The organism is Dechloromonas sp. ZS-1, assembly GCF_039649255.1.
Classification (GTDB): Bacteria; Pseudomonadota; Gammaproteobacteria; order Burkholderiales; family Rhodocyclaceae; genus Azonexus.
Genome location: NZ_JBDIYD010000016.1, coordinates 1 through 26,025, shown reverse-complemented (window position 1 = coordinate 26,025; position 26,025 = coordinate 1). Strand labels below are relative to the sequence as shown.

Annotated in this window: 21 protein-coding genes; 12 read left to right on the top strand and 9 right to left on the bottom strand. The window is 62.9% G+C overall.

Annotated elements, in window-relative coordinates:
• The first annotated feature begins 5 nt into the window (after positions 1-5).
• Complete coding sequence (locus AACO21_RS14880) at positions 6-176, top strand: hypothetical protein (RefSeq protein ID WP_346193313.1); 171 nt, start codon at positions 6-8, stop codon at positions 174-176.
• On the opposite strand, the gene chrA is transcribed toward AACO21_RS14880, so the two are convergent.
• The 5 genes from chrA to AACO21_RS14855 all read right to left on the bottom strand — a co-directional run bounded on the left by chrA (position 177) and on the right by AACO21_RS14855 (position 5,401).
• Positions 177-1,463, bottom strand: a complete 1,287-nt coding sequence (gene chrA / locus AACO21_RS14875; protein ID WP_346193312.1) for a chromate efflux transporter — start codon at positions 1,461-1,463, stop codon at positions 177-179.
• 72 nt (positions 1,464-1,535) lie between these two features.
• Positions 1,536-1,808 (bottom strand): oxidative damage protection protein, encoded by a 273-nt coding sequence (locus tag AACO21_RS14870; protein ID WP_346193311.1) that lies wholly within the window; start codon positions 1,806-1,808, stop codon positions 1,536-1,538.
• 29 nt (positions 1,809-1,837) lie between these two features.
• The gene (argA, locus tag AACO21_RS14865; RefSeq protein ID WP_346193310.1) at positions 1,838-3,157 is read right to left on the bottom strand and encodes an amino-acid N-acetyltransferase; all 1,320 of its coding nucleotides are present in this window, start codon (positions 3,155-3,157) and stop codon (positions 1,838-1,840) included.
• Complete coding sequence (pap, locus tag AACO21_RS14860; RefSeq protein ID WP_346193309.1) at positions 3,154-4,659, bottom strand: polyphosphate:AMP phosphotransferase; 1,506 nt, start codon at positions 4,657-4,659, stop codon at positions 3,154-3,156. Before pap ends, argA begins: the two co-directional genes overlap by 4 nt.
• Positions 4,660-4,663: 4 nt before the next feature.
• Positions 4,664-5,401, bottom strand: coding sequence for a 16S rRNA (uracil(1498)-N(3))-methyltransferase (locus tag AACO21_RS14855; protein WP_346193308.1), 738 nt, complete (start codon positions 5,399-5,401; stop codon positions 4,664-4,666).
• 41 nt (positions 5,402-5,442) lie between these two features.
• Here AACO21_RS14855 and AACO21_RS14850 point away from each other — a divergent pair, with 41 nt between their 5' ends.
• From AACO21_RS14850 to gap, 6 genes are all read left to right on the top strand, one after another.
• A complete protein-coding gene (locus AACO21_RS14850) occupies positions 5,443-5,997 on the top strand; it encodes a thioredoxin family protein (protein ID WP_346193307.1) in 555 nt (184 codons plus the stop codon).
• Positions 5,998-6,077: 80 nt separating this feature from the next.
• Entirely contained in the window at positions 6,078-8,567 is a 2,490-nt protein-coding gene (locus AACO21_RS14845) for an EAL domain-containing protein (protein WP_346193306.1), read from the top strand.
• Positions 8,568-8,603: 36 nt separating this feature from the next.
• Positions 8,604-9,617: a class 1 fructose-bisphosphatase gene (locus tag AACO21_RS14840; RefSeq protein WP_346193305.1), complete on the top strand. Its 1,014-nt coding sequence runs from the start codon at positions 8,604-8,606 to the stop codon at positions 9,615-9,617.
• Positions 9,618-9,680: 63 nt separating this feature from the next.
• Positions 9,681-10,547, top strand: a complete 867-nt coding sequence (locus tag AACO21_RS14835; protein WP_346193304.1) for a CsgG/HfaB family protein — start codon at positions 9,681-9,683, stop codon at positions 10,545-10,547.
• Positions 10,548-10,685: 138 nt separating this feature from the next.
• Positions 10,686-12,689 carry a transketolase gene (gene tkt / locus AACO21_RS14830; RefSeq protein ID WP_346193303.1) on the top strand — a complete coding sequence of 668 codons (2,004 nt, stop codon included), beginning with the start codon at positions 10,686-10,688 and terminating at the stop codon, positions 12,687-12,689.
• Between the two features lie 32 nt (positions 12,690-12,721).
• Positions 12,722-13,750: a type I glyceraldehyde-3-phosphate dehydrogenase gene (gap, locus tag AACO21_RS14825; protein WP_346193302.1), complete on the top strand. Its 1,029-nt coding sequence runs from the start codon at positions 12,722-12,724 to the stop codon at positions 13,748-13,750.
• A 148-nt stretch (positions 13,751-13,898) separates the two neighbouring features.
• On the opposite strand, the gene AACO21_RS14820 is transcribed toward gap, so the two are convergent.
• From AACO21_RS14820 to AACO21_RS14805, 4 genes are all read right to left on the bottom strand, one after another.
• Positions 13,899-15,794, bottom strand: a complete 1,896-nt coding sequence (locus AACO21_RS14820) for a potassium transporter Kup (protein WP_346193301.1) — start codon at positions 15,792-15,794, stop codon at positions 13,899-13,901.
• A 56-nt stretch (positions 15,795-15,850) separates the two neighbouring features.
• Entirely contained in the window at positions 15,851-16,699 is an 849-nt protein-coding gene (locus tag AACO21_RS14815) for an HDOD domain-containing protein (protein ID WP_346193300.1), read from the bottom strand.
• Positions 16,700-16,763: 64 nt separating this feature from the next.
• Positions 16,764-17,249 (bottom strand): single-stranded DNA-binding protein, encoded by a 486-nt coding sequence (gene ssb, locus AACO21_RS14810; RefSeq protein WP_346193299.1) that lies wholly within the window; start codon positions 17,247-17,249, stop codon positions 16,764-16,766.
• Positions 17,250-17,255: 6 nt separating this feature from the next.
• Entirely contained in the window at positions 17,256-18,470 is a 1,215-nt protein-coding gene (locus AACO21_RS14805) for an MFS transporter (protein ID WP_346193298.1), read from the bottom strand.
• Between the two features lie 273 nt (positions 18,471-18,743).
• On the opposite strand from AACO21_RS14805, the gene aspA reads away from it, so the two are divergent.
• From aspA to AACO21_RS14780, 5 genes are all read left to right on the top strand, one after another.
• Complete coding sequence (aspA, locus tag AACO21_RS14800) at positions 18,744-20,168, top strand: aspartate ammonia-lyase (protein WP_346193297.1); 1,425 nt, start codon at positions 18,744-18,746, stop codon at positions 20,166-20,168.
• Between the two features lie 41 nt (positions 20,169-20,209).
• Positions 20,210-21,577, top strand: a complete 1,368-nt coding sequence (locus tag AACO21_RS14795; protein WP_346193296.1) for a dicarboxylate/amino acid:cation symporter — start codon at positions 20,210-20,212, stop codon at positions 21,575-21,577.
• 113 nt (positions 21,578-21,690) lie between these two features.
• The gene (locus AACO21_RS14790; RefSeq protein ID WP_346193295.1) at positions 21,691-22,446 is read left to right on the top strand and encodes a sulfite exporter TauE/SafE family protein; all 756 of its coding nucleotides are present in this window, start codon (positions 21,691-21,693) and stop codon (positions 22,444-22,446) included.
• Positions 22,415-24,340, top strand: a complete 1,926-nt coding sequence (locus AACO21_RS14785; protein WP_346193294.1) for an ATP-binding protein — start codon at positions 22,415-22,417, stop codon at positions 24,338-24,340. Before AACO21_RS14790 ends, AACO21_RS14785 begins: the two co-directional genes overlap by 32 nt.
• Positions 24,333-25,661, top strand: a complete 1,329-nt coding sequence (locus tag AACO21_RS14780) for a sigma-54 dependent transcriptional regulator (protein ID WP_346193293.1) — start codon at positions 24,333-24,335, stop codon at positions 25,659-25,661. The genes AACO21_RS14785 and AACO21_RS14780 overlap by 8 nt, the downstream gene beginning before the upstream one ends.
• Positions 25,662-26,025 lie beyond the last annotated feature (364 nt).

Here is a 26,025-nt window from a genome sequence, read left to right as displayed (position 1 = left end):
GCTGTATGGATCCCATCCGCCGCGATGATCTGGCCGCCTTCCCCGAGCTGTTTGACGGGATGGATGAATTTTTTGCTGTCGAAACCGCAGGGATGCTGCGCAAAGCCTTACGCCTCAGCGTTATGCTCGGCGGCGCCGGCATGATGTGTACCCTGCTCCTGAAGCAGTTTCCCTGATCAGGCCAGCGCGCCGCGCAGCAACAGGCCGCCCAGCGCCGCCCCCGCCAGCACCGGCAGCACGCTGAGGCGCAGGCGGAACAGCGCCACGGCGGCCAGCGCGGCCAGCCCCACCGCCCCGAGGTCGACATGTCCCTGCGTCCAGAACACCTCACGCGCAAAGAACAGCGCCAGATTGGCGATCACACCGACCACGGCGGCCGTGATCGCGGTCAGGGGCGCCCGTACACCCAGGCGGCCTTGCGTCGCTTCAATGACCGGCCCGCCCACGAGGATGAAGACAAACGAGGGCAGGAAGGTAAACCAGGTCGCCACCAGCGCCCCGCTCACGCCGGCCAGTAGCAGGGCATCCGGCCCGAAGATGGCCTGCTGCCAGGCCGCGAGAAAACCGACAAAAGCCACAATGATGATCAAGGGACCGGGCGTGCTCTCCCCCAACGCCAGTCCGTCGATCATCTGGGCGGCATCGAGCCAGCCAAACTGATCGACCACAGCCTGCTGCACATAAGGCAAGACGGCATACGCACCGCCAAAGGTGAGCAAGGCCGCCCGCGTGAAAAAGCCGCCCATCTCGCCCAGCAGCGCGGGCTGTGTCCGGTGCAGAAGGAACAACGAGGCTGCCCAGAGCCCGACACCCAGGCCGCCTATGCGCAGCATGTGCTTGAGTTGCGGACGCCAGTTGGTTAGCCCCATTCCCTCGCCGACGGTCAACCCGTCCTGCAGCCCCAAAAACGCAGGCCGATACCGCCCCGCCCACAGGCCGAACAGTGCCGCCCCGCCGATCACCCAGGGGAAACCCAGCCCGACAGCGGCCAGGGCCAGCCATGCGGCCACGGCGATGCTCGTCAGCGCAGGTGTTGTCAAACTACGTTGGCCAATGCGCCAGGCGGCCTGCGCCACGATCACGGTCACCGCCGGCTTGATCCCGTAGAAGGCAGCCAGAAGCCAGGGATGCTGGCCCTGCGCCAGGTAGAGCCAGGAAAGGAGCACCAGCAGGCAGCACGCCGGCAGTACAAACAGTGTGCCGGCCAGTATGCCGCCCCAGGTGCCATGCAGGCGCCAGCCCAGATAGGTCGCCAGTTGCTGCGCCTCGGGTCCGGGCAAGAGCATGCAGTAATTGAGGGCATGCAGAAAAGTCGATTCGGCGATCCAGGCGCGCTGTTCCACCAGTTCGCGATGCATCAGTGCAATCTGCCCGGCCGGGCCACCAAAACTGATGCAACCCAGCTTCAACCAGAACCAGACGGCTTCACGCAGGCTGACAGGGGAATCCGACGGTCGACGCATGCCCTTACTCAAAAACGGACGGTCCAAAAACAAAGCCCGCCGGCAGGCGGGCTTTGAGCAGCAAGGCCGGGATCAGGCGGCCGGCGGGACGTAGCCCTGCACCTGATCGGCGCCATCGCCGAAGAAGTGCTTTTCGACCTGTTCGGCCAGATACTTGCGATGGCGGGCATCGACCAGATTCAGGCGATTTTCGTTGATGATCATCGTCTGCAGCTTGATCCACTGTTGCCAGGCCTCTTTCGAGACGCTCTCGAAAATGCGCTGACCGAGCGCGCCCGGGTACGGGGGACGGTCGAGGCCTTCGGCTTCACGACCAAGCTTGATGCAATTGACAGTACGCGTCATGGGTTACTCCGTGGAATGACTGGTCGGCATTATAAGGGCTTGAACAGCACCTTCGAACGCCGCTGGTAGTTGTACATTTCCTTTTTGGCTGCCGGCAGGTCGTCGACCGTACCCAGCTTGAAGCCGCGTTCGACGAACCAGTGTTCGGTCCGCGTCGTCAGCACAAACAGCCGCTTGATCCCGATACGGCGGGCCCGGCGCTCGATGCGCTTCATCAGCTGCTCGCCGTAGCCCCATTCGCGATGATCCGGATTGACGGCCAGGCAGGCGAGTTCCGCCTCCTCTTCCGAATGCGGGTAGAGCGCGGCGCAGCCGACGATGATGCCGTCGTGCAGCATGATCGAGAAATGCTCGATCTCGCGTTCGAGCAGTTCGCGCGGGCGGTGCACGAGGATGCCCTCTTCTTCCATCGGCTCGATCAGGGCGATCAGCGCCGCGATATCGTCCGGCTTGGCTTCGCGCACGTTTTCCAGCGATTCCCGCGTGATCACGGTGCCGACGCCGTCGTGGGTAAACAACTCGCGCAGCAGGGCGCCATCGTGTTCATAGCCGATCAGATGTGCCCGGCCCACCCCGGCACGGGTCGCGCGCATGGTGCAGGGCAGATAGCGCCGCACATCCGGCGACAACCATTCGCCTTTCTTGAGCAGGGCTTCGACTTCATCGGCCGTCATGGCATCGATCAGTTCGCCATCGCGCTCGAAGACCCCGCGGCTGTCGCTCAGATAGACCAGCTTGTCGGCCTTGATCGACACCGCCACGGCCTCGGCCACTTCTTCCATCTGCAGGTTGAAGATTTCGCCGGTCGGCGACGGCCCTTCGCAGTTCAGGAGCAGGATGTTGCCCAGGCCCAGCTGTGCATTGATCCCCTCGGCATCGACCTTGCGCACCTTGCCGGCGTATTGCAGGTCGATCCCGTCCAGCACGCCAATCGGCTGGCCGGTGATGAAATTGCCGCCGATCACGCGAATCCGGCTGTTGGCCATCGGCGTATTCGGCAAGCCCTGCGAGAGCAGCGCCTCGATTTCCAGATAAACGCTGCCCACGGCGTCGAGCACGCAATCCAGCGTCTCCGCATCGGTCACGCGGTAGCCGCGGTGATAGCGCGACTCGATGTTCTTCTCGCGCAGCTCTTCCTCAATCTGTGGCCGCGCGCCATGCACCAGGACCAGGCGGATGCCCAGGCTGGCCAGCAGGTTCACATCGTAGGCCAGGGTCTTGGCAAATTCGCCTTCGGCCGCCTTGCCCCCGAAGGCGATGACAAAGGTCTTGCCCCGGAAGGCGTTGATATAGGGCGTGACCGCCCGGAACCAGGAGACGAAGTGCTCGTCGTAAGGGGTGTCGCTCATTGTTCGCTGTTCTTTCCGTCGTCCTTCAGCGCCTTTTCCAGGCGTTCGCAAATGGTTTTCAGCACCTTGACCCGGGCGAAATTCTTGTCGTTTGCCTCGACCAGGGTCCAGGGCGCCAGGCCGGTTGAGGTACGGTCGACCATGTCGCACACGGCAGACACGTACTGATCCCACTTTTCCCGGTTACGCCAGTCTTCGTCGGTGATCTTGAAGCGCTTGAACTCCGTGTCCTCACGCTCCTTGAAGCGACGCAATTGTTCTTCTGCGGAAATCTGCAGCCAGAACTTGATGACGATGGCCCCTGCATCGGCCATCTGGTGTTCGAAATCGTTGATCTCGGCATAGGCGCGCAGCCAGTCTGCCTCGGTACAGAAGCCTTCGATGCGCTCGACCAGGACCCGCCCATACCAGGAACGGTCAAAAATGGCCGCCCGCCCGGTCCGGGGCAGATGTCGCCAGAAACGCCAGAGATAGGGCTGGACACGCTCTTCCTCGGTCGGCGAGGCAATCGGGACGATCTGGTACTGCCGGGCATCCATGGCCGCCGCCACGCGACGGATACTGCCCCCCTTGCCGGCCGCATCCGAACCTTCGAAGACGAGTACGAGCGAGCGTCCGGCGGTAAACCGCGGATCACGCACCAATTCCGACAGTCGCGCTTGATACTTCGCCAGTTCGTCGGCGTAGACCTTCTTTGCAAGCGACTGGGTCAGATCGAGTTCGGTCAGCACATTGCGACCATCGATGGCCGGCAGGATGGGCGGGGCAACCGGCACCTGCGCCATGTCCTTCTGGGCCAGGCGGCGCTTCATCGCATCCAGGACGATATGCCCGACGGTCAGCGAGCGATAGGCATCATCCGTCCCTTCGACGATGATCCACGGCGCCTTGGCGGTATTGGTCACGCGCAGGACGTGGCCCGCCACCTGCTGCAGACGGTCATAAGTCTTCAGGCGGTCATAGCTGGCCTTGGTCACCCGCCAGGCGGTGCGCGGGTCTTTTTCCAGCGCCTTCAGGCGTTTTTTCTGGCCGGACTCGGAGAGATGGAACCAGAACTTGAGGACCAGCGCCCCTTCATTGACCAGCATGGCCTCGAAACGGTTGATATCTTCCAGGCGGTCATCCAGTTCGGAGCGTCGCATGCGCCCTTCGATCCGGTCGGCGATGGGCTGCGAATACCAGGAGCCGGCAAAGATACCGACCTTGCCCTTGGGCGGCAGCGCACGCCAGTAGCGCCACATGTAGGGCCGCGCCGCTTCTTCATCGGTGGGCGCGGAAAAGGCCAGGGTCGAGATATGGCGGGGGTCCATCCAGGAATACAGCAGATTGATCGTCTCGCCTTTGCCGGAACCATCGACGCCGGAAATCAGGATGACAACGGGAAATTCCCGCTTCTGCAGGACGTCGTATTGCACATCCAGCAATTCGGCGCGCAGTTTGGGCACCTCGCGCTTGAAGGTTTCCTTGTCAATGGCATGGCCCAGCTCGGCAGACTCGAACATCGCTTTATCCCCCCTTCAAATCACCCCACATGGCCTGCATGACGGCAATCGCCGCCAAACCGGCCGTTTCTGTCCGCAAGATACGCGGCCCCATGCGTACCGGCACGAAACCGGCCTGGCGCGCAGCAACCATCTCCTGCGGATCGAGCCCCCCTTCGGCGCCGATCAGCAATTCCACCTCGCTGGCCGGCGGCAGCTCGGCCAGCGAACACGCGCCATCCGGTGCCAGCATCAGGCGTACCGCCTTGCCCGACGGTCGACCCAGCCAGTGCTCCAGTTTTTCCACCGGCGCCACGAGCGGCACCTGATTGCGCCCGCACTGCTCGCAGGCGGAAGCCACGACCCCTTGCCAGTGCGCCACCCGCTTGGCAGCGCGTTCGCCGGCAAGGCGCAAGACGCTGCGCCGGCTTTCGACCGGCACGACATGATGCACCCCGAGTTCCACCGCCTTCTGGATCGTGAAATCCATCTTGTCGCCAGCCTGCAGGGCCTGCACCAGCGTCACCGAGAACGGCGATTCCCGCTCGATGTCGCGCCACTCACCGAGCACGGCAAACACCCGATCCCGCTCGATACGCTCGATACGCGCCGGATACTCGCCGCCACGGCCATCGAACAAGGTCATTTCCGCCCCGGGCGGCAAACGCAGGACGCGCACGGCATGGCGCGCCACCGGCTCCGGCAGTTCCACATGCGCCCCGGTCGACAGGGCTTCCCGACAGTAAAAACGAGGCTGATTCATCGGTGCTATTATCGGGCAAATGAGCCATATCAGGGAAAATCATGGTCGCTTTGCATCCCCCCGTCTGTGACTTCGGCCGCATGGCCCCCGACTTCGATCTGCCGGGCATCGATGGGCAACGGCATACTCTGACCAGCTGTCGCGGCCAGAACGGGCTGCTGGTGATGTTCATCTGCAACCATTGCCCCTATGTGCAAGCCATTATCGACCGCCTGATTCGCGACTGCCGCGATCTTCAGGCAGAAGGCATCGGCTGCGTTGCCATCATGAGCAACGACGTCGCCGCCTACCCGGCCGACGCCCCGGATGAAATGGCCCGCTGGGCGCACGCACTGAATTTCCCCTTTCCCTACCTGTACGACGCCGACCAATCCGTTGCCCGCGCTTATGGCGCCGTCTGCACACCGGACTTTTTCGGCTACAACGCACAGGGCGAACTCCAGTACCGGGGACGCCTGGATGCGTCCGGCCGCCAGCCCGCAGCTCCGGATGCCGAACGGGAATTGTGGCTCGCCCTGCGCGAGATCGCCCGCACCGGTCAAGGCCCCCTGCAACAGCAGGCTTCGATTGGCTGTTCGATCAAGTGGCGGGACTAACGCACACGTCATAGCCGCGAGTGGCACGCAAGCGGGCCATGGGCTATGATTGTCCACTGCCCCTTTTTTGTGCATTCCAGGTGAATACCTCCACCAATACGCCTCCCTCGCTGGCCGACACCGATCAACGCTACGCCTATTTGCGTGCCGTGATCGGCGGCATGCCGCACGGGATCAGCGTATTCGATGAACAGCTGCGCCTGCGCCTCTGGAATGCCAGCCTGCTACGCATTCTGGATCTCCCCGAATCGGCTGTTTATCCGGGCGTCCCTTTTTCCGACCTGATTCGCGTACCGGCCCTGCGCGGCGAATACGGTCCAGGCGACCCGGAAGTGCACGTTCAGCGCATCACCGAGCTGGCCAGACGCTTCGAGCCACATCACGTCGAGCGCACCCGTCCGAGCGGACGGACCCATCTGGTTCAAGGGGAACCGCTGATCATCGACGGCACCCTGGCCGGTTTCATCACCACCTATACCGACATCACCGATCGGAAAAAGGTAGAGGATGCCCTGCGCCGGCAGCACGACCTGCTGCACACCGTCATCGAAAGCATTCCGAGTGCGATCAGCCTGTTCAACGGCAAGCTGGAGCTGGAGCACTACAATCAGGAATTCCTGCGCCTGCTCGACATTCCGCCCAAGATGCTGACCGATCAACCGGTCACCATGGAAAAGCTGTTCTCCTTCAACGCCGGGCGCGGCGAGTATGGTCCGGGCGACCAGCAGATGATTGTCAGCACGCTGCTGGACAAAGCCCGCCGTGCCGAAGCACACCGTTTCGAACGTACCCGCCCGAATGGCATCACCCTCGACGTTCGCGGTGTGCCGCTCGAATGCGGCGGCTTCGTCACCATTTACACCGACGTTTCCGAGCAACGCGCCAGCGCAGAACGGGAACAGCTGGCCGAGAAGGTGTTCAACCATACACCGACCGGCATCATCTTCACCGATGAGGCCCACCGGATTCTCTCTGCCAACCCGGCGATTTCGCAAATGACCGGCTACGAGCCGTTCGAGCTGAACGGCCATACGGTGTTCAGCCTGATCAGCCCGCCGCCGGACAGTAGCCCGCAGGACTTTGTCGCCGACGTCGCCGCCAATGCCAACTGGAACGGCGAACTCATGGTGACACGCAAAGCCGGCACGGAATTTCCGGCCGGCGTGCGAACCAGCCGGGTCGACGACCCGCACACCGGTCTGCCGGCGCATTACATCTGGATGGTGGCCGACATCACGGAACGCAAGCAGGCCGAAGAGCGCATGCGCCACATTGCGCAGACCGACGCCCTGACCGGCCTGCCCAATCGCCTCTCGCTGCTCATGCGGATCGCCCAGCTGCTGCCAGAGGCCCGGCGCCACCACTGGCAAGTGGCGATCATGTTCCTCGACCTGGACCGCTTCAAGATCATCAATGACACCCTGGGCCACCAGATCGGTGACGAATTGCTGCGCGAAGTGGCCTGCCGGCTCAGCAAAGTGGTTCGCGAGACCGACTTCGTTGCCCGCCTGGGCGGTGACGAATTCGTGGTCATCCTGCCGGGCATCCATCAGCCCTCGGATGCCGCCCTGGTTGCCAACAAGATCATCAACAGCCTGGCCATTCCGATCGAAGCGGAGGGGCATGAGCTGCACACCAGCCCCTCGATCGGGATCAGCATCTTCCCGGATGACGGCCCGGATGGGGACACCATCCTGAAGAATGCCGACACGGCGATGTATCACGCCAAGGCGGCCGGCCGGAACAACTACCAGTTCTTCGCCGAGGCCATGAACGAGGCCAGCGCAGAGCGACTGAATATCGAGCGCAAATTGCGTCACGCCCTGGCGCGGAACGAACTGCACCTCGCCTACCAACCCCAGTTCCGGGCCGATGGCAGCCGCCCGACCGGTGTCGAAGCCCTGCTTCGCTGGCATCACCCGGAAGAAGGCCCGATCTCCCCGGTCCGCTTCGTCCCCGTCGCAGAGGAAACCGGCATCATCGTCGAGATTGGCGACTGGGTCTTGCGCACGGCGTGTCGCGAGGTCCAGGCCTGGATCGACCGCGGACTGCCGCCCCTGCGGGTTGCCGTCAACGTATCGGCCCGCCAGCTGCGGCGTCGCGACTTCTGCGAGATGGTCGCCGGCGCCCTGGCTGAATCCGGTTTGCCGGCCGAGTTGCTGGAACTTGAAATCACCGAAAGTTCGGTGATGGAGAATCCGGAAGAAGCCATCGCCATCCTCAGCCGCCTGGGACGCATGGGCGTCTCGCTGGCGGTCGACGACTTCGGGACCGGCTATTCCTCGCTCTCCTATCTGAAACGTTTCCCGATCGACCATCTGAAGATCGATCGCTCCTTCGTCTCCGATATCGAGCAGGACTTGAACGATCGCGCCATCGCCTTCGGTACCATCGCCCTCGCCCACTCGCTCGGCCTGAATGTCATCGCCGAAGGCGTCGAAACGGAGGACCAGCTTGAACTCCTGCGCAGCAACGGCTGCGACGAAGTGCAGGGCTATCTGTTTTCGAAACCGCTCGATGGCCATACCGCTTACGCATTCCTCAGCGCAGCCTGCGCCCCGGCGGAGTAGAATTCCGGCTTTGCAATTGCACTGAACGGAGTTCCCATGGCGCAGCGTACGCTGGCGCGCTACCTCATCGAGGCACAGCGCGAGAAGGGCCGCACCCCGGCCGACCTGAAGTTTCTGATTGAAATCGTTTCCCGCGCCTGCAAGGCGATCTCCATTGCCATCGGCAAGGGTGGTCTCGGCGGCGTGCTCGGCGAGGCCGGTAGCGACAATATCCAGGGCGAAGCCCAGAAGAAACTGGATGTCCTGTCCAACGACATCCTGCTCGACGCCAACGAGTGGGGCGGCCACCTGGCGGCCATGGCCTCCGAGGAAATGGACCTGCCGCACCTGGTCCCGAACCGCTTCCCGAAGGGTGAATACCTGCTCACCTTCGACCCGCTCGACGGTTCCTCGAATATCGACGTAAACGTCTCCATCGGCACCATTTTTTCCGTGCTGCGCTGCCCGGACGGGGCTGACCTGAGCACGCCGGAAGCCGCCGAACAGGCCTTCCTGCAACCGGGCACCGCACAGGTTGCTGCCGGCTACGCAGTCTATGGCCCGACCACGCTGCTGGTGCTGACCGTGGGCGATGGCGTCGCCGTCTTCACGCTGGACCGCGAACAGGGTGAATTCATCCTGACCCAGGAAAATGTGCAGATTCCGACCGAAACCAAGGAATTCGCCATCAACATGTCCAACCAGCGCTTCTGGGAAGCCCCGGTACAACGTTATGTCGACGAAATGGTCGCCGGCAAGACCGGTCCGCTCGGCAAGGACTACAACATGCGCTGGGTTGCCTCCATGGTCGCGGATGTGCATCGCATCATGACGCGTGGCGGTATCTTCATGTATCCGATGGACGAGAAGGTCCGCGACAAGGGCGGCAAACTGCGCCTGATGTACGAAGCCAATCCGATGGCGCTGCTGGTCGAACAGGCTGGCGGTGCTGCCACAACCGGCCGTCAGCGTATCCTCGACATCCAGCCGACCCATCTGCATCAGCGCGTACCGGTCATTCTCGGCTCGAAAACCGAGGTCGACCGCGTCACGGGCTACCATGCCATTTAAGTTTTGATAGGATGACGCCTTTGTGCGCCATCCAAATCAATAACGCCCTTCTGGAGGAAACCCATGTCCACCCGCCGCTCCCGCCTGTTCGCCCTCGCACCGCTGGTGCTCGCCCTGACCGCCTGTTCCTCCATGCAAATGGGTTCGGAAGGCGCCAAGACCGAAGCCACCGGCTCTGCAGGCGGCCAGAATGCTCAGAACGCCAACAACAAGCTGGAAAAATGCACCTCGCCGCTCGGCACCATCGCCGTGGTTGAAGACACCAATGCACCCTGGTATGGCGTGCTGACCGGCCAGATGAAACTGGGCTCGACGGCCCCCGTACTCAAGCTGATGATCCAGCAGTCCAACTGCTTCATGGTGGTTGAGCGTGGCCGCGCCATGAACAACATGATGCAGGAACGCGCACTGGAGCAGTCCGGAGAACTGCGCCGCAACTCCAACTTCGGCAAGGGCCAGATGGTCTCTGCGGATTACTCCCTGAGCCCGTCCATCACGTTCAGCAACAACAATGCCGGTGGTGCCGGTGCGGCGGTTGGCGGTCTGTTCGGCTCGGTCGGCGCGCTGGTTGGCGGCTCGATCAGTGCCAAGGAAGCCAGCACCCTGCTGACGCTGGTCGACAACCGTTCGAGCGTGCAGGTCGCCGCGGCTGAAGGCAGCGCCCGCAACTTCGACTTCGGGTTCCTGGGCGGCGTGCTGGGTGCCGGCTTCGGTGGCGTAGGCGGCGGTTACGCCAATACGGCCGAAGGCAAGGTGATCGTGGCCGCCTTCATGGACTCCTACAACAACATCGTGCGCGCCGTGAAGAACTACAAGGCCCAGGAAATTCAGGGCGGCCCGGGCACCGGTGGCAAACTCGGGGTTCAGGGTAGCGAGCCGGCACCGGCCAAGGCCACCACCACCACGAAAAAGAAAAAAACCACGCAATAAGCCCGGATAACCGGCCAATTGTGTTGTTTGACGGCCCCGGCGGGATGCTGATCCCGTTCCGGGGCCGTGTCGTCTCTGGTCAGTTGGCTGCTTTTCCCGGATAATTTCGGTTTTGACAGCGTTACCGGATTCAGTCTCATGAGCGTCAGCAATCCTCCCAAGTTCAATCCTTTGACGGGGGCGATTCGCGCCCTGGCCATGGATGCCGTGCAACAGGCCAACTCCGGCCACCCGGGCGCCCCGATGGGCATGGCGGAAATCGCCGAAGTACTCTGGCGTCGCCACCTGCGCCACAACCCGGCCAATCCGCAATGGGCAGACCGCGACCGCTTCGTGCTGTCGAACGGCCACGGCTCGATGCTGATCTATTCCCTGCTGCACCTGAGCGGCTACGATGTCTCGATCGACGACATCAAGCAGTTCCGCCAGTTGCATGCCCGCACCCCGGGCCATCCGGAATACGGTTACACCCCGGGCGTCGAAACCACGACCGGCCCGCTCGGCCAGGGCATCACCAATGCCGTGGGCTTTGCGCTCGCCGAAAAGGTGCTGGCGGCTGAATTCAACAAGCCGGGGCACGAGATCGTCGATCACCACACCTATGTCTTCATGGGCGACGGCTGCCTGATGGAAGGCGTCTCGCACGAAGCCTGCTCGCTCGCCGGCACCTTGGGCCTGGGCAAGCTGATCGCCTTCTGGGACGACAACGGGATCTCCATCGACGGCCACGTCGAGGGCTGGTTCACCGAAGACATTCCGAAGCGCTTCGAGTCCTATGGCTGGCACGTCATTCCGGCGGTCGACGGTCATGATGCCGAGCAAATCGAACGCGCCCTGCTCGCGGCCAAGGCCGTGACCGACAAGCCCAGCCTGATCTGCTGCAAGACCACGATCGGCCTCGGCTCGCCGAACAAACAAGGCTCGCACGACTGCCACGGCGCCCCGCTCGGCAAGGATGAAATCGCCGCCGCACGCGAATACATCGGCTGGCCGCACGCCCCCTTCGAGATTCCGGCCGACGTTTACGCCGCCTGGAACCGCAAGCCGGCCGGCGCCGTCTTCCAGGAAAACTGGGACAAGCGCTTTGCGGCCTACCGTGAAGCCTTCCCGGCCGAAGCCGCCGAATTCGAGCGCCGCGTCGTGAAGGGTGAACTCCCCGCCAACTGGACAGCCACCAAGGCCGCCTATATCGCGGCCTGCCGCGAGAAGGCCGAGAACATCGCCACCCGCAAGGCCTCCCAGAACGCCATTGCCGCCCTGGTCCCGGCCGTGCCGGAAATCTTCGGCGGCTCGGCTGACCTGGCCGGCTCTAACCTGACCTTCGTCAAGGGCAGCAAGGGTGTCACCCGCACCGAGGGCGGCAACTACTGCTACTACGGCGTCCGCGAATTCGGCATGACGGCCATCGCCAATGGCATCGCGCTGCACGGTGGCCTGATTCCCTACACCGCCACCTTCCTGGTCTTCTCGGACTACGCCCGCAACGCCATCCGTATGGCCGCGCTGATGAAGCAGCGCCAGATCATGGTTTACACCCATGACTCCATCGGTCTCGGCGAAGACGGCCCGACGCACCAGCCGGTCGAGCACATTCCGTCGATGCGCATCATCCCGAACCTGGATGTCTGGCGCCCGGCCGATGCCACCGAAACAGCAATTGCCTGGATTTCTGCGGTCGACCGTCAGGATGGCCCGTCCATCCTCGCGCTCTCCCGCCAGAACCTGCCGACCGTGACGCAGCAGGTCAGCGATGCCGACATCGCCAAGGGCGGCTACGTCCTGTCCGATATCGCCGAGCCGAAGGCAGTGCTGATTGCCACCGGCTCCGAAGTCAAGCTGGCGCTCGACGCCCAGGCTGCCCTGGCCGCCGAAGGCATTGCCGTGCGCGTGGTTTCCATGCCCTGCACCAATGTCTTCGACCGTCAGGACAAGGCTTACCGTATCGCGGTGCTCGGCGCCCATGTGCCGCGCGTCGCCATCGAAGCGGCCCATTCCGATTTCTGGCGCAAGTACGTCGGCCTGCACGGTGCCGTGATCGGCATCGACCGCTTTGGCGAATCCGCCCCGGCCGGCCAGCTCTTCGACCTGTTCGGTTTCAACGTTGCCAACGTCGTCGCCACGACCAAGGCACTGCTGTCCTGATTTGATACTTCAACGCAGAGAGGAAAACATTTATGGCTATCAAGGTTGCAATCAACGGTTTCGGTCGCATCGGTCGCTGCACGCTGCGCGCCATCTACGAGCAAGGCCTGCAGAACGAATTTGAAGTCGTCGCGATCAACGCCTCCGGCGACCTGGCGACCAACGCCCACCTGCTGAAGTACGACACCACGCACGGCCGTTTCGGCACCAGCGTCGAAACCGAAGGTGAAAACTGCATCATCATCGATGGCAAGAAAATCGCCTTCTACTCCACCAAGGATCCGAAGGGTGTGAACTGGGCCGATCACGGCGTGGACGTTCTGCTCGAATGCACCGGCGCCTACACCACCAAGGCCAAGGCCCAGGCCCTGCTCGACCAGGGTGCCAAGCGCGTCCTGATCTCCGCCCCGGGTGGTGACGACGTCGATACCACCATCGTCATGGGTGTGAACGAAAACGCCCTGAACGCCGGCATGACCGTCGTTTCCAACGCTTCCTGCACGACCAACTGCCTGGCGCCGGTTGCCAAGATCCTGGCCGACAACGTCGGCATCAAGCAGGGCCTGATGACCACCATCCACGCCTACACCAACGATCAGGTGACCGTGGACGTCCGTCACAAGGACCTGCGTCGCGCCCGTGCTGCCGCCGCCAACATCATCCCGACCAAGACTGGTGCCGCCAAGGCCGTCGGCCTGGTGCTGCCGCAACTCGTCGGCAAGGTGGATGGTTTCGCCCTGCGCGTCCCGACCATCAACGTCTCGCTGGTCGACCTGACCTTCACCGCCGAGCGCGCCACCACCAAGGAAGAAATCAACGCCCTGATGACCGCTGCCGCCAACGGCCCGCTCAAGGGTATCCTGGCCGTCAACAACGAGCCGCTGGTTTCCTCCGACTTCAACCACACCACCGTTTCCTCCACCTTCGACGCGACCCAAACCCGCGTCATCAAGGGTGAAGACGGTTCCGTGCTGGTCAAGGTCCTGGCCTGGTACGACAACGAGTGGGGTTACTCCTGCCGCATGCTCGATGCCGCCCGCGCCTGGATGGCCGCCAAGTAAGCGACCTATGCAGCACGCGCAGTCACCCGCCGGTGACTGCCCAACAAAAAGCCCCCGAATTTCGGGGGCTTTTTGTTGGGTACTGTTTGTTAGGTATCGTGCATCCAATCAATGCGTAGAAGCAGGCGCGTCGTACTTCAGTGCCCCATCACAGGACAACCTGCGCCCCCAGTTCGACCACACGGTTACTCGGAATCTTGAAGAAGTCGGTCACCGAGCCCGCGTTGCGGAACATGGCAATGAAGATTTTTTCGCGCCAGAAAGCCATGTCTGAATTCAGGCTCGGAATCAGGGTTTCGCGCCCGATGAAATACGAGGTTTCCAGCGCGCTGAACTCAAGCCCGGCCTCGGCACACAGCAACAAGGCGGAGGGAATATCTGGGTCATCCATAAAGCCATACTGGACGATCACGCTCCAGAAATTGTCGCGCAACGGACGCACTTCAACACGATCGATATCCGGCACATAGGGAACATCGAAAAACTGGACCGAGACCAGAACGACGCGCTCATGCAGCACCTTATTGTGCATCAGGTTGTGCAGCATGGCATGCGGCACGCCCTTGGGATCGGCATTCAAAAAGATGGCGGTGCCGGAAACACGCGTCGGCATTGAGGATGCCAGCGACTCCAGGAACATCGACAATTCAAGACGCTCGCCTTTGAGTCGATCGGAGAGCAACTGGCGACCACGCTTCCAGGTCGTCATCAGGACAAAAACGCCCATCCCGGCCACCAGCGGGAACCAGCCGCCATCCGGAATTTTCAGGATGTTGGCTGCCAGGAAGATCAATTCAACGACCAGGAAACAGGCAAACAGCAGACCGGCACGAATCCAGCCCCATTTCCACACTTTGGCCACGACCACGGTGGCCAGCAGCGAGGTAATCACCATGTCCCCGGTCACCGCGATGCCGTACGCAGCCGCGAGGTTATTCGAGGACTTGAAGCCGAGTACGAGAATCATCACGGCCAGCATCAGCCCCCAGTTCACGGCGGGCAAATAAATCTGCCCCGCCTCTTTCTCCGAGGTGTGCTGGACCTCCATTCGCGGCACGAAGCCAAGCTGCATCGCTTGACGCGTCACCGAGAAGGCCCCGGAAATCACTGCCTGGGAAGCGATCACCGTCGCCAGCGTCGCCAGACCGACCAGCGGCGCCTGAGCCCAATCGGGTGCCATATGGAAGAAGGGGCTCTGCGCCGCCTCCGGCTCGAAAAGGATCAAGGCCCCCTGCCCGAAATAGTTGAGTACCAGCGTCGGCAGGACAAAGATGAACCAGGCGCGCTCAATCGGCTTGCGACCGAAATGCCCCATGTCGGCATACAGCGCCTCGGCGCCCGTCACCGCCAGCACGACGTTCCCCATGGCCACCAGCGCCATGGCCTTGTTGGCAAACAGGAACTCAATGCCGTACCAAGGATTCAAGGCGGCCAGGATTGCCGGATGATCGACGATATTGATCAAGCCCAAAAGGGCAAGGGTACTGAACCAGATCAACATGACGGGCCCGAAAGCAGCCCCGACCAAGGCCGTGCCATGACGCTGCACGACGAAGAGGATGGCCAATACGATCAAGGTAATCGGAATCACAAAGGGCTTGAAAGCCGGCGTAATGACCTCCAGCCCCTCAACGGCAGACAGCACCGACATCGCAGGCGTGACCATCCCGTCACCATAGAACATGGCGGCGCCGAGAATGCCGATGATCATGATCGCCTTCATGCGCTGCGGCCTGCCTTGAGCCTCATGCAAGGCCAAGGCGATCAGGGCCATGATGCCGCCTTCGCCACGGTTGTCGGCACGCATGATGAAGCTGACGTACTTGACCGAGACCACGATGATCAAGGCCCAGAAAAACAGGGAGAGGCTGCCGAAGATATTGGCCTCCGTCACGGGAATCGGGTGGTTCCCGGCGAACACCTCTTTCATGGCATACAGGGGGCTGGTCCCGATATCGCCATAAACCACGCCCAATGCGGCCAGCGCAAGAACGGCAAGACGCTTACCGGTGACTTCGCCCGACGGATGATGTGTGCTGCTCATGCTATTCCCTGAGAGTCCAGGCGGCTATGGCCGCTCTTGAGCAAGGTGACGCCGGATCAGGCGCCCAGTGCCGATTTCAACGACGCCACTTCCTCTTCGGATTCGGCGACAATTTCGGCCAGCGTTTCGGCATCGAAAACCGAATCCAGCATCGAGGTATCCACCGGCTCGTCAAACACCGGATCGCGCCAGGAGGCCGTCCGATTGGCAATCTTGTTGGCCACGTAAAGCACATCGGACAAGGTCTTGACCTCGCTGATCTCGCGGTCCGTCTCATGCTCCTGAACAGCCTGCAAGACAACTTCCGGCGAGCCCAGGGCCGACAGGAGCGCATGCCCGATATTGTCGTGCCACCCGACCAGCAAACCGTGGAGCTCCGCCTTGTCTGCAACCAGTTCTGGGAAGTTCACAGCCCGGGACATCAGGTAAAAGACGCCCAGATCGTGCACCAACCCCGCAAACATGGCTTCGTCACCGTTGATCTTGGCCACCTTGCGGGCCAGCGTCCGGCACAGGGCCGCCACGTGCGCCGTATGCTCCCACAGCCGCTTGGAGATGCCTTCAAAAACCTGCATCTGCTTGGACTTCAGAAGTTGCTCCATGGCCACGGCAAACGAGACCGTGCGCACCGCCTCCATGCCGACGCGGATGATCGCGCTCTTGACGTCTGCCACTTCGCGCCCCGAAGGATTCAACGCCACCGAATTCGCCATCCGGATGATCTTGGTACTCATCAAGGGCTCGGCACCGACCAGTTTGGCCAGTTGTTCCACGCTCAGGTTCGGGTCCTTGAGCGCAGTGCGTACCTGGAAGGTGATGTCGAGGAAGGTCGGAAAGGTGATTTCGTCGCCGGACAAATCACTGGCGATGTCTTCAAGAATCTGGAAGGTAATGGCTTTGGTCATGCGCGCACCTCGGAACAAAGGCGTAGCCGGTCACAGAGGCGTGACCGGCCGAAACGGCAGGAAATCAGAACGGGATATCGTCGCCCAGATCGTCAAAGGACGGCTTCGGCTTGTTGCGCGGCGGGGCCGGCGAGAAATCCGGCTCATCGTAGCCACCGGCATTGCCACCAAAACCACCCGACGACTGTTGCGGCGCGGCGGGCGCGCCCATGCCCTGACGGCCGCCCAGCATCTGCATTTCGACGGCTTCAATTTCGGTCGTGTAACGATCCTGGCCGTCCTTGTCCTGCCACTTGCGGGTCTTGATACGACCTTCCAGATAAACCTGAGAACCCTTCTTCAGGTATTGGCCGGCGATCTCTGCCAGCTTGCGGTAAAAGACAACGCGATGCCATTCGGTGATTTCGCGCTTCTCGCCGCTGTTCTTGTCGCGCCAGCTTTCGGTAGTGGCCAGACGGATGTTGCAGACGGCGTCACCGCTTGCGGTGTAACGGGTTTCCGGGTCGGCGCCGAGATTGCCGACGAGAATGACCTTGTTGACCGATGCCATTGAGGTTTACTCCTGAAGGTTGGGCTTCGCTGCGGTCGACGTTGCGCGCAGCGGGAAATTCATGGAACCGGCGACCATCAGCCACAACAGGGCCAGAACGGTGCACACGGCAAACACGGCATTATCACCGAAATGTTGGGCAATCGCGCCGCCGAGCGTGCCACCGAGAAAGAGACCGATCGCCTGGGTTGTGTTGTACACGCCCAATGCCGCTCCCTTGGCAGAAGGCGGGGCTGTCCGGGAAACCAGCGACGGCAGGGTGGCTTCCAGCACGTTGAAGGCGACAAAGAACAACAGCAGCCAGAGCGCCAGCGCCCAGAGGCTGCCATGCATCAGGCACAAGCCGAGTTGGACCACCGCCAGCAAGGCGATCGCACCGCGAAACACCGGACGCATCTTGTCCTTGCGTTCGGCTGCGATGATTGCCGGGACCATGACGGCAAATGAGACGAGGACGGCAGGCAGATATACCTGCCAATGCGCTGCGGCCGGCAGCCCCCCTTCCTGGATCAGGGCGTGCGGGATCACGACGAACATCGCCATCTGGATCAGGTGGAGCGTAAAAATACCCAGATTCAGGCGCAACAGATCGCGGTCGAACAACACGCGCCGCAAGGGCAGCTTCACATGCCCGGCCGGCTGCGGTGCAGCCGGCACGGCCTTGAGCAACAGCACGATGGCCGCCAGGGCAAGCACGCCGGTCAGGATGAACAGGCCACCCATACCGATCCAGCCGTAGAGCAGCGGCGCCCCCACCAGGGAAAGCGCGAACACCAGCCCAATCGAAGAGCCGATCATGGCCATCACCTTGGTGCGATGCTCTTCACGCGTCAGGTCGGCAGCCAGGGCGGTCACGGCAGCGGAAATGGCGCCCGCCCCCTGCAGCACACGTCCGACGATGATCCAGGTCATATCCGGCGCCCAGGCAGCAACAAAACTGCCCAGGGCAAACACGATCAGGCCGAAAACGATGACCTGCTTGCGCCCGAAATAGTCGGAAGCAACGCCATACGGAATCTGGAAAACGGCCTGCGTCAGGCCATAAGCCCCCAGCGCAAAACCGATCAAGGCAAGGTCATCCCCACCCGGCAGCGTTTTCGCATAGACGGAAAACACGGGCAGGATGAGGAAGAGGCCCAGCATGCGCAAGGCGAAGATGGAGGCCAGGGAGGCACCGACACGGCGCTCTTCGGGACTCATGCGATCAGAGGGGACGGACATGCGGGTTCCGGATGTTGCGTTGCAGCGAAGCCCGCAATATTAGCAGGTTTGCCTGGGTTGACCGCCGGAGACTGCCCACCGCCGCCCCTTGTTCGGCTTTCCGAACGCGCCACACACCCCAAGTCCGGAAAACCGACCCTAACCCGAGCAAGGAAAACCACACCCAATTGTTTTTATTGGATTTTTCTCCTTTCAGCAGGCTGGCACGCCGCGTGCAATAAGAAAGCACCGCCGCCCACCCTGCGGCGCATAAATCAGAACTGGAGACACACCATGCCGAAAACCGAATTCCGCCTTGAGCACGATCTGCTGGGCGACCGCGAAGTCCCGAATGCCGTGTATTACGGCGTCCATACCCTGCGCGCCCTGGAAAATTTCCCGATCACCGGCATTCCCATCGCCGTGTACCCGGATCTGATCCGTGCCCTGGCCCAGATCAAGAAGGCCGCCGCTCAGGCCAACCAGCAACTGGGCCTGCTCGATGCCACGCGCGCCGACGCCATCGTCGCCGCCTGTCGCGAAGTGATCGACGGCCAATGGCATGACCAGTTCGTCGTCGATGTCATCCAGGGTGGTGCCGGCACCTCGACCAACATGAATGCCAACGAGGTGATCGCCAACCGCGCCCTCGAACTCCTCGGCAAGCAACGTGGCGACTACAAGGCGCTGCACCCGAACGAACACGTCAACATGAGCCAGTCGACCAACGACGTCTATCCGACTGCGCTCAAACTCGCCACCTATGTCGGCATTTTCCGCCTGGTCGACGCCATGGCCTACCTGCGCAAATCCTTCGAGCGCAAGGCGGACGAGTTCGCCGATGTGCTGAAGATGGGCCGCACCCAATTGCAGGATGCCGTGCCGATGACCCTCGGCCAGGAATTCTCGACCTACGCCGTGATGCTCGGTGAAGACGAGGAGCGCCTGAAGGAAGCCGCCCTGCTCATCCGCGAGATCAACCTGGGCGCGACCGCCATCGGCACCGGCATCAACGCCGACCCGGACTACGCCCCGCTCGTTTGCCGCCGCCTCGCTGAAGTCAGCGGCGTACCGGTCGTCACCGCGCCGAACCTGATCGAAGCCACCCAGGATTGCGGCAGCTTCGTGCAGCTCTCCGGCGTCCTGAAGCGCGTCGCCGTGAAGCTCTCCAAGGTCTGCAACGACTTGCGCCTGCTCTCTTCCGGCCCGCGCGCCGGTTTCAACGAAATCAACCTGCCGCCGCGTCAGGCCGGTTCGTCGATCATGCCGGGCAAGGTCAATCCGGTGATTCCGGAAGTCATGAACCAGATCGCCTTCGAAGTGATCGGCAACGACGCCACCGTCACCTTCGCCGCCGAAGCCGGCCAACTCCAGCTCAACGCCTTCGAGCCGATCATCGCGCACAGCCTGTTCAAGAGCGCCCTGCACCTGACCAACGGCTGCCGCGTCCTGGCGGACCACTGCGTCAGCGGCATCACGGCCAACCGCGACCTGCTGCGCGCCTCCGTCGAGCGTTCGATCGGCATCGTCACCGCCCTGAATCCCTACATCGGCTACGCCAACGCGACCGATGTCGCCGCCGAGGCCTTCCGCAGCGACCGCGGCGTGGCCGAGATCGTGCTGGAGCGCGGCCTGATGAGCGCCGAGCAACTGGCCGAAGTGCTGCAACCGGAAATCCTGACCAAGCCGCAGCGCATTCCGACGGTCAACGCCCACTGATTACCCAAAAGCAAACCAATCGAGAGAAGGAAGACATTCCGATGAAAATGAATCGCCTCACTACCTGGATCGGCATCTCGCTGGTCCTCGGGGTCATCGTGGGCTACGCCTGCAACACGCTCGCCCCGTCGCCCGCTGCCGCCAAGGAAATCGCCGGTTATTTCAGCATCCTGACCGACATTTTCCTGCGCATGATCAAGATGATCATCGCCCCGCTGGTCTTCGCCACGCTGGTTGCCGGCCTGGCCAACATGGGCGACTCCAAGGCGGTCGGCCGTATCGGCGGTCGTGCGCTGGCCTGGTTCATCGGCGCGTCTTTCTGCTCGCTGCTGATCGGTCTGGTGTTCGCCAATGTGCTGCGTCCGGGCGATGCCCTCAGCGTCCCGCTGCCTGAATCCGCCGCCGGTCTGAATCTGAAGACCAGCGCGCTGAACCTCAAGGACTTCATCACCCACGTCTTCCCGAAGAGCATCATGGAAGCGATGGCCGCCAACGAAATCCTGCAGATTCTGGTGTTTGCCGTCTTCTTTGGCCTGGCGCTGGGCAACCTGCACAACCAGGCTGCCCGCTCCCTGGTCAACACCATGGATGAAGTGGTCCACGTGATGCTCAAGGTCACGGACTACGTGATGCGCTTCGCCCCGTTTGGCGTTTTTGGTGCCGTGGCCAGCGCCATCACCACCAACGGCCTTGGCATGCTCGCCATCTTCGGCAAGTTCATGCTCAGCTTCTACATCGCCCTGGCCGTGCTGTGGGGCCTGCTGATCCTGGCCGGCTATCTGATCCTCGGCAAGGACATCTTCCGCCTGCTCAAGCTGGTGCGCGGCCCGATGCTGGTCGGTTTCTCGACCGCCAGCAGCGAATCGGTCTACCCGAAGCTGATGGAACAGCTGGAAAAGTTCGGCATCAAAAACCGCGTCACCGGCTTCGTGCTGCCGCTGGGCTACTCGTTCAACCTCGATGGCTCGATGATGTACACGACCTTCCTGGCCCTGTTCATCGCCCAGGCCTACGACATCCCGATGAGCCTGACCGCCCAGATCACCATGCTGCTGGTGCTGATGGTGTCCTCCAAGGGCATCGCCGGTGTGCCGCGTTCTTCGCTGGTCGTCGTCGCCGCCGTGCTGCCGATGTTCAACCTGCCGGAAGCCGGCATCATGCTTGTCCTCGGCATCGATCACTTCCTCGACATGGGCCGCACCGTGACCAACGTGCTCGGTAACGCGATCGCCACTTCCGTCGTCGCAAAGTGGGAAAATGCGATCGAGCCGGTCGATCCGCTGCTGGCCGAATCCGAAGAATCCCTGCCGGAACCCGAGTACACGGGCATCAGCACGGCTGGCCAAGCTCAGGCATCCGCCTTTGCCGCCGCACCGGTTCCTGAAAATGCCGTGACCCAGGGCGCCTAACGCAACCGATCTCCTCCGGGTTCGGTCCTGCCCTCGGTTGCCGAACCCATTTGCCGGCCCGGTGCTTCGTGCACCGGGCTTTTTTTCCGTTCCAAACAGCACACACATTTGTCATGATTGACTGGTACATCCTTGCGCCTGCGGCCTTCTTCGCCGGCATGGTCGATGCCGTGGTCGGCGGCGGCGGTCTCATCCAGATTCCCGTCCTGCTGTCACAGTTTCCGCAAACGGCCATCCCCACCCTGTTCGGCACCAACAAGCTGTCCAGCATTGCCGGTACCGGTGCTGCCCTCTGGCGCTACGCCAAAAGCGTGCGCATTCCGTGGATCATCGTTCTCCCGGCCACGGCGGCCGCCCTGATCGGCGCCTGGGGCGGTGCCGCGCTGGTGGCCTGGCTGCCGCGCGAGACGATGCGCCCGCTGGTGGTCATCCTGATGATCGTGGTTGCGGTCTACACCTTCATGAAGAAGGATTTCGGCCAGCAGGTCACGCGCGTCGTTGAGGGCGGTGACCGCTGGAAAGCTGCCCTCTTTGGCGGCGTCATCGGTCTTTACGACGGCTTTTTCGGACCGGGCACCGGCAGCTTCCTGATCTTTGGCTTCATCCGGCTCTTCGGCATGGATTTCGTGCAGGGCTCGGCCAGCGCCAAGGTCATCAATTTCGCCACCAACCTTTCCGCCATCGCCTTCTTTGCCAGCCACGGCCCCTTACTCTGGCAAATCGGTCTGGTCATGGCGGTCTGCAACCTGCTGGGTTCCTGGGTCGGCACCCATCTGGCCATCAAGCACGGGGCCGCGTTCATCCGCAAAGCCTTCCTGCTGGTCGTGCTGATCCTGATTGTCAAACAAGTTCACGACCTCCTTGCCTGAGCCGGCTGCTACCATCGCAGTCGTCCAGACCGAGACCATGATGCGCGCCCGCTCCCTGACCCTCCTGCTGCTCAGCCTGTTTCTCGCCACGGCGGCGGGCTTTGCGGCCTATCGTGTCACCCAGCGTCTGGGCGTCGCCGACTTGCAGACCACGGGGCTGCACCGTCTCGATCTGTATTCGGCGAGTCTGGAACGGGAAATCGGCAAATATGCTTTCCTCCCCGGCACCCTGAACCTGACGCCGGACATCCTCGCGCTCCTGGCAGCCAAACGCCCCGGCGAGGCGGCCACCAGTCGCGCCAACAGCTACCTGGAACAGCTCAACGAGCGGGCCGGCACGCTCTCGATCTACGTCATCGACACGCAAGGGAATGTCCGCGCCACCAGCAACTGGCGGCGCGCCGACAGCTTTCTCGGCGAGGACCTCTCCTTCCGGCCCTATTTCCGGGACGCCATGGCGACCGGCAACGGTCGTTTCTTCGGCATCGGCACGACACGGGGCGAACCCGGTTATTACCTCTCCTCCGCCCTGAGCGACGAAAACGGCCCGCTCGGCGTCGCCGTCATCAAGGTCAGTCTGGAATCGCTCGAAAAATCCTGGTCGACCGTCGAAGCGCCCGTGCTGGTGGCAGATGAGAACGGGGTGGTCATCCTGTCGGCAGTGAGCGACTGGAAATTCACCACCCTGCGTCCACTCGACGACGAAACACGCAAGGCCTTCGACCACACCCAGCAATACAACCGGCGCGCCCTGCAACCGCTGGGCATCCGCGAACTGGCCGAGTATGAGCATGGCGCCCGCCTCGTCCGCATTGCCCGGGAAGGGCCGGAGATGGTCTCGGTCTATCCGGTGGCCGGTCGCTTCCTTGCGCAATCCCGCCCGCTTCCCGGCACGCCCTGGACGCTGACCGTTCTCTCCCATCTCGAACAGATCGACGACCTGGCCCTGAGCCGCGCCGCGCTGGCCGCCATTGCCGCCGCCTGTCTCTGCCTCGGCGCCGTCATCATCAACGAACGCCGCCGCCACCTGCGTGCCCTGCTCAGCGCCCGCGAGGCCCTGCAACGCGCGCATGACGAACTGGAACGCAAGGTCGAGGAGCGCACGGCCGACCTGTCGACCGCCAACCAGCAACTCCAGGACGAAGTCGGCGAGCGCATCCGCGCCGAACGCACCTTGCGTGCGGCCCAGGACGAACTGGTTCAGGCGGGCAAGCTGGCCGTCATCGGGCAACTCTCGACCGGCATCGCACATGAACTCAACCAGCCGCTGGCCGCGCTGCGCACCCTCTCCGGCAACACCACGCGCTTCCTGGCGCGGGGCGATCTCGACACGGCGCGCACCAACCTCGGCCGCATCGCCGACCTGGTCGACCGCATGGGCCGCATCACCGGACAACTGCGCAATTTCGCCCGCAAGTCGAGTGGCCAATCAGCCCCCGTCCCGCTCTGTCATGCCGTCGATAACGCCCTCGGCCTGCTCGAATCCCGCCTGCGACGCAGCGGGGCCACGGTTGAACGCAGCTGCCCGACCGCAGAGCCGATTGCGCTCTGCGATGCCAACCGGCTGGAGCAGGTGCTGATCAACCTGATCGGCAATGCCCTCGATGCGATGCACGACCAGCCCCAACCACGCATCGAACTGGCCTGGGACGGCGACGACACCCACGTCCGCCTGGCCGTTCGCGACCATGGCCCCGGCCTCAGCGACGAAGCCCAGCAACGCCTTTTCGAGCCTTTCTTCACGACCAAACCGGCCGGTGACGGCCTGGGCCTGGGTCTGGCCATTTCCGCCGGCATCCTGCGCGATTTCGGTGGTAGCCTGCACGGCAGCAACCATCCGGACGGCGGCGCCGTCTTCACCCTCGAACTTCCGCTCGCTCCCCGCCATGACTGACGACCTGACCATCCTGATCATCGAAGACGACCCCGATGTCGCGCTCGGCTGCGAACAGGCGCTGCAACTCGAAGGCTTGCGCACCGCCTGTGCGACCAGTGCCGAACACGGTCGACGCCAGATCGGGCCCGATTTTCCCGGCATCGTCGTCAGCGACATCCGCCTGCCGGGCCAGGATGGCCTGGCCCTCCAGCGCGACCTGCACGCCATCGATCCCGAACTGCCGGTCATCCTGATCACCGGCCACGGCGACATCTCGATGGCCGTCCAGGCCATGAAGGACGGCGCCTACGACTTCCTGCAAAAGCCCTTCGCCCCGGAAGACCTGGTCGATGTCGTACGGCGGGCACTGGACAAGCGCCGCCTCGTCCTCGAAGTCCGCGCCCTGCGCCGCCAACTGGAAGAACGCGACCTGCTCGCCGCCCGCCTGATCGGCAATTCGGCGGCCATGGTGCGCGTGCGTGGCCTGATTGGCGCCCTCGCCAACAGCGCCGCCGACGTGCTCATTCATGGCGAAACCGGCACCGGCAAGGAACTGGTCGCGCGCTGCCTGCATGAAGCCAGCCCGCGCCGCAAAGGCAACTTCGTCGCCATCAACTGCGGCGGCCTGCCGGAAACCCTGTTCGACAGCGAAATCTTTGGCCACGAAGCCGGCGCCTATACCGGGGCAGGCAAGCGCCGCATCGGCAAGATCGAGCACGCCAACGGCGGCACCCTCTTTCTCGACGAAATCGAGACCATGCCGGTCCCGATGCAGATCAAGCTGCTGCGCGTCCTGCAGGAACGCACGCTCGAACGCCTGGGCTCCAACACGCCGATCCCGATCGATATCCGCATCGTCGCCGCCACCAAGGAAGACCTCACCGTGCTCGCCGAGCAGGGCCGCTTCCGCGCCGACCTTTACTACCGCCTCTCCGTCGCCACGCTCCCGCTGCCGCCGCTGCGCGAACGGCGCGAAGACATCCCGCTGCTCTTCGAGCACTTCCTGCTGCAAGCCGCCGCCCGCCACGAACGGCCGGTACCGCCCACCCCGACGGGCCGCATCCAGCAACTGGTCGGCTACCAGTGGCCGGGCAATGTGCGCGAACTGCGTAACGTCGCCGATCGCTGCGTCCTCGGCATCGAAGCCGGCTCGCCGCCCTTCGGCCAACCCCAGGGCGACACCCCGCGGCCCTTTGCCGAAACGGTCGAAGCCTTCGAGCGCGCCCTCATCGCCGACGCCCTGCGCCGCCACGGCACCCTCGCCCGCACGGCCGAAGCCCTGGCCCTGCCCAAGACAACCCTGCACGACAAGATTCGGAAATACGGGCTGGGGGATTGAGACAGGCAGCGCCTCGCCGCTGGCAGGCGGGCATTCATGGCGCAATACGCATCCCGGTGGCACGGGTGTTCCTGATGTTGCTGATGCGCTGTATTCCGCCGCTGACCGGCGGGCAGACTTTCTTTTGTCTCGCCAAAAGAAAGTCGCCAAAGAAAACGCGACCCCGGGTTGGCGCCCGCTCCGCGGGTCCCTTCCTCTACTCGGTCATTCGGGGGCTGGCTAAACTCGCCTTCGGCTCAGACAAACGCCAGCCCTCCTCCCCGAATGCCCTGCGTTGCTCAGCGCCGCCCAAGGGGCCAGACCCACCACCGGGGACTTTGAATGGGTTGGCTTTGTTTTGGATTTCCTGGTTTGACAGGTGTTG